General features: G+C 41.7%; 4 protein-coding genes and 1 pseudogene. 3 read left to right on the top strand and 2 right to left on the bottom strand.

The window, feature by feature from the left end; all coding sequences use genetic code 11:
• Window positions 1-323, bottom strand: a pseudogene (locus ACR2F7_RS04015) (hypothetical protein); the annotation flags it as partial.
• Window positions 316-885 carry an RNA polymerase sigma factor gene (locus ACR2F7_RS04010; RefSeq protein ID WP_432712304.1) on the bottom strand — a complete coding sequence of 190 codons (570 nt, stop codon included), beginning with the start codon at window positions 883-885 and terminating at the stop codon, window positions 316-318. The pseudogene ACR2F7_RS04015 and the gene ACR2F7_RS04010, both read right to left, overlap by 8 nt.
• Before the next feature lie 105 nt (window positions 886-990).
• Between ACR2F7_RS04010 and ACR2F7_RS04005 the strand changes: the two genes are divergently transcribed.
• From ACR2F7_RS04005 to ACR2F7_RS03995, 3 genes are read left to right on the top strand one after another with little or no spacing between them, the layout of a single operon-like run.
• On the top strand, window positions 991-1,728 hold the full coding sequence (locus tag ACR2F7_RS04005) for a DUF4197 domain-containing protein (protein ID WP_432712303.1): 738 nt from the start codon (window positions 991-993) through the stop codon (window positions 1,726-1,728).
• Between the two features lie 45 nt (window positions 1,729-1,773).
• Window positions 1,774-2,985, top strand: a complete 1,212-nt coding sequence (locus tag ACR2F7_RS04000) for a DEAD/DEAH box helicase (RefSeq protein WP_432712302.1) — start codon at window positions 1,774-1,776, stop codon at window positions 2,983-2,985.
• Window positions 2,986-3,007: 22 nt separating this feature from the next.
• Complete coding sequence (locus ACR2F7_RS03995) at window positions 3,008-4,288, top strand: replication-associated recombination protein A (protein WP_432712301.1); 1,281 nt, start codon at window positions 3,008-3,010, stop codon at window positions 4,286-4,288.
• Window positions 4,289-4,336 lie beyond the last annotated feature (48 nt).

Below are 4,336 nucleotides of genomic sequence, written 5' to 3'. Positions count from 1 at the left end.
CTAACGGCATTTTGCTTCATCCAGAAAATAACACTCATGGAAATGAAGATCACGGCTGCCGCAGCGGCAATGCTTAAACGCTGCCAGGTAATGACAGCTTCTTTTTTATGGATTTTTTGATGTGCAACGCGATCATGTAATTGTTTTTGCAATAAGGATATCGCCTGCAGCGAACGTTTTGGCGATTCAGATAAGCCGGCTAAGGCTTCGGCCACAAAAGGATCTTCAAGTGCATGACGCTCCACCTGGTGCATGGCTGAAGCATCAAGCTTGCCATCCAGGTAATCTTCTATTACTGCTGTTGATAACCAATCTCTATTCACGGCTGTTCTTTTCGATACAAATTTTTAAATTCCGCTTTCCATTCTGGATATAGCTCTTCACTTTCAGCAAGTCATATCCCGTCATTTCAGCTATTTCTTTATAACACTTCTCCTGCAAATAAAACAAATCCACACAGATACGCTGCTCTTCAGGCAACGTTTCCATGCACTTCTCCATCATGCTGAGCTGGTTTTCCTTTGTATCGTCAGCAGTGAGATGCACAAACTCCGTGTTTTCCACAAAAGTATCTTCCAGGGAGACCATTTTATTTTTAGATGACTTGCGCAATGCCATCAGACAGTAATTGCGGCACAACACATGCAGCCAGCTTTTGAAGTTCTGCACCTCATGTATTTTTAACTTCAGCACCAGCTCCTCAAAAATCTGCATCACGGCATCTTTGCTGAGCTCCTCATCCTGTAGATATTTTAAGCAAACCCCATAAACCAAATGCATGTAGCGACTATAAAGTTGCGATAACACTTCCAGGTCGCCACTTTTTTTGTAAAGGGCAATCAGGGCAGCGTCATCTATTGCATCATTACCAGATTTAGGTTGGATGAATTTCAAGGTGTTAGGGCTAATAATCTAAGTAAGTATAATCATTTTTTTATGAAATCTACATCACTGGCCGCAAATTTGCTATTAACCGCGTAAAAATAAACAATGAATAAATTGAGTACTTTCCTTATTGGAGCCCTTATAATTTTAATCACAGGTTGTGATGTCCAAAGCCAATCTCAACTTGGCAGTATATTAAAACAAATCCCTACCGCTACTGGTAACCCTACCACTACAGAAATTGCCTCAGGTATTAAACAAGCATTAGAGATCGGAACTTCAGCTGGTGCAGACAAGCTATCTGCTAAAGACGGATTTTTAGGTAATGCGGCTGTCAAAATATTATTCCCTACAGAAGCACAGAAAGTAGAAAAAACTTTGCGTACGTTAGGCCTTGGTTCTCTGGCAGATAATGTTGTAACCAGCTTAAATCGTGCTGCAGAAGATGCAGCAAAAGAAGCAAAGCCAATTTTTGTTTCCGCAATTAAACAAATGACCATCACCGATGCCACAAATATACTTTTAGGCAACAATAATGCAGCAACTGCATACTTTGAGCGTGTAACCACCTCACAGCTTATGGCAAAGTTTAAACCTGTTGTAACCTCAAGTTTAAGTAAAGTAGGCGCAACAAAATACTGGGGTGATGCTGCTGCCAGCTATAATAAATTGCCTTTAATTACACCTGTAAATACTGATTTATCTGCTTATGTTGCTCAAAAAGCAATTCAAGGCATGTTTGTTCAGATTGCACAGGAAGAATTGAAAATTAGAAGTGATTTAAGCTCTCGTTCTACCACCTTGTTGCAAAAAGTGTTTAGCTATGCCGATAGGAATAAATAAATATTTAAGTTACTTTTATAAAATACACAGTAACAATTAAGTACATTGGATTTTAAAGATTTTAAATTTAACCCTCAACTTTTAGAGGGTTTATTGGCGATGGGATTTCGCAACGCCACCCCTATTCAAGAACAAGCGATCCCGATTATATTAGATAAAAAAGATTTAATTGCTTGCGCGCAAACAGGTACAGGAAAAACCGGCGCTTACCTCTTGCCGATCATGAACATGATCAGCGAAACGGAAAACAGGCATAACAATACGCTGATTTTAGCGCCTACAAGGGAGTTGGCACAACAAATAGATTTGCAGGTAGAAGCACTTTCTTATTTCACCAACATCAGTTCTTTAACTGTTTACGGTGGTGGAGATGGTATTGCCTATGAACAGCAAAAACGATCCATGCGGGAAGGCGTAGATATCATCATCGCTACCCCTGGTCGCTTGATTTCTCACCTTTCTTCAGGTTTATTGAAGCTCGACAAACTGCAGAACCTTGTTTTAGATGAGGCTGACCGTATGCTCGACATGGGTTTTTATGATGACATCATGAAAATCATCAGCTTTCTACCTGAAGTACGTCAAACCGTCATGTTCTCGGCTACGATGCCACCAAAAATAAGAACTATGGCGGCAAAGCTGCTTAAAAACCCTTCACAAATCAGCTTGGCTATCTCTAAACCCGCAGCAGGCATTTCGCAGCAGGTCTATATGGTTCATGATGAGCAAAAGGTGCCCTTGTTAACCGATCTGTTGAAAACAGGCGTTTACAAAAGCATCATTGTCTTTGCCTCTACGAAAGATAAAGTGAAAAACCTGGGTAAAGTATTCAGAGGTATGGGCCTTAAAGCCGAAGCTTTTCACTCTGACCTTGATCAAAAAGAACGCGAAAGCATTTTGCAGACTTTCAAAAACAAACAGCTGCCAATTATTATTGGTACCGATGTTTTAAGTCGTGGTATCGATGTGGAAGGTATTGACTTAGTGGTCAACTTTGATGTTCCCCATGATGCTGAAGATTATGTGCATAGAATTGGCCGTACGGCAAGAGCTGAAACCAAAGGAACTGCCATCACTTTAGTGAATTCCAGAGATAAACGCAAGTTAGACAGCATAGAAAAACTGATTGAGCGCAAAATCGATGTCATGGAAGTTCCTGAAAAGATTGCTGCTATTGAAGCTATCCACAGGCCCGAGCCTGCCAAAGGCCGCAGACCACAACAAAAGAAAGTTTGGCATAAAAAGAAAGCCATCTAAGAGATTTTAATATCTTTAGGCTATGCAAAATTTACCTCCTTTAGCTGAACGAATGCGTCCACAAAATTTGGACGAGTATGTCGGACAAAAGCATTTAGTAGGTCCTGATGCCGTTTTGCGTAAAGCAATATTAAGCGGACAACTGCCCTCCATGATTTTTTGGGGGCCGCCAGGTGTAGGTAAAACTACACTGGCGTATATCATCTCCCAAACTTTAGACCGACCCTTTTTTAACCTGAGCGCCATTAATTCTGGCGTGAAGGATATTCGGGATGTTATTGATAGGGCTGCTCAACTGAAAGACAGCTTCCTGGGCTTACCCATTTTATTTATTGATGAGATCCATCGCTTTAGCAAATCTCAACAAGACAGCCTTTTGGGTGCCGTTGAACGCGGACTGGTTACCTTAATTGGTGCCACCACAGAAAACCCTTCTTTTGAAGTCATCTCCGCCTTGCTCTCCCGATCGCAGGTGTATATCTTAAAATCCCTCGATGAGCAGGAATTAGCAGGTTTATTGCAAACTGCACTACAGCAAGATGTGATTTTAAAAGAAAAGAACATCGTCATTAAGGAGCATGAAGCTTTGATCCGCCTTTCTGGTGGTGATGCGCGCAAGCTATTGAATGTATTGGAAATTGCTGTTAATGGCATCGGTGGAGATAACATTACCCTCACCAATGAAAATGTACTGGAACATGCACAGCAAAACCTGGCTTTATATGACAAAGCCGGCGAGCAGCATTATGACATCATATCAGCCTTTATCAAATCCATCAGGGGCAGTGACCCCAATGGTGCGGTTTATTGGCTCGCCAGGATGATTGAAGGTGGTGAAGACCCCTTGTTTATTGCCCGCAGATTGCTCATCCTTGCCTCAGAAGATATTGGCAATGCCAACCCCAATGCACTATTGCTGGCCAACAATTGTTTCCAGGCAGTAAATGTCATCGGTTTCCCTGAATCAAGGATTATCCTTTCGCAGGCTGTTACTTACCTTGCATCATCCGCTAAAAGTAATGCCGCTTACGAGGCTATTGGCAAAGCACAAGCGCTGGTTAAACAAACGGGAAATTTACCTGTACCGTTGCATTTGCGCAATGCCCCTACCAAGTTGATGAAGAACATCGGTTATGGCAAAGATTACCAATATTCGCATGGTTATGAGGGTAACTTCTCCCCTCAGGAATACCTGCCAGAAGAGCTGAGTGGCACTAAATTATACGATCCCGGTAAAAACCCCGCCGAAGATAAACTAAGAGAAAAATTACGCCAAAACTGGAAAAACAAATATAACTACTGATATGCTCTTCACTTTTTTAAACCACCAGTGGACAAGCTTCTGGCGCTC

The organism is Pedobacter sp. (assembly GCF_045628745.1).
GTDB lineage: Bacteria > Bacteroidota > Bacteroidia > Sphingobacteriales > Sphingobacteriaceae > Pedobacter.
Note: the sequence above shows the minus strand (reverse complement) of the source record. Positions and strands in the feature narration are given on the sequence as shown.

What these genes read in the sequence shown, in the direction of transcription:
- ACR2F7_RS03995 (WP_432712301.1), top strand. Translation starts at nt 3,008, where the DNA reads ATGCAAAATTTACCTCCTTTAGCTGAACGAATGCGTCCACAAAATTTG.
- ACR2F7_RS04005 (WP_432712303.1), top strand. Translation starts at nt 991, where the DNA reads ATGAATAAATTGAGTACTTTCCTTATTGGAGCCCTTATAATTTTAATC.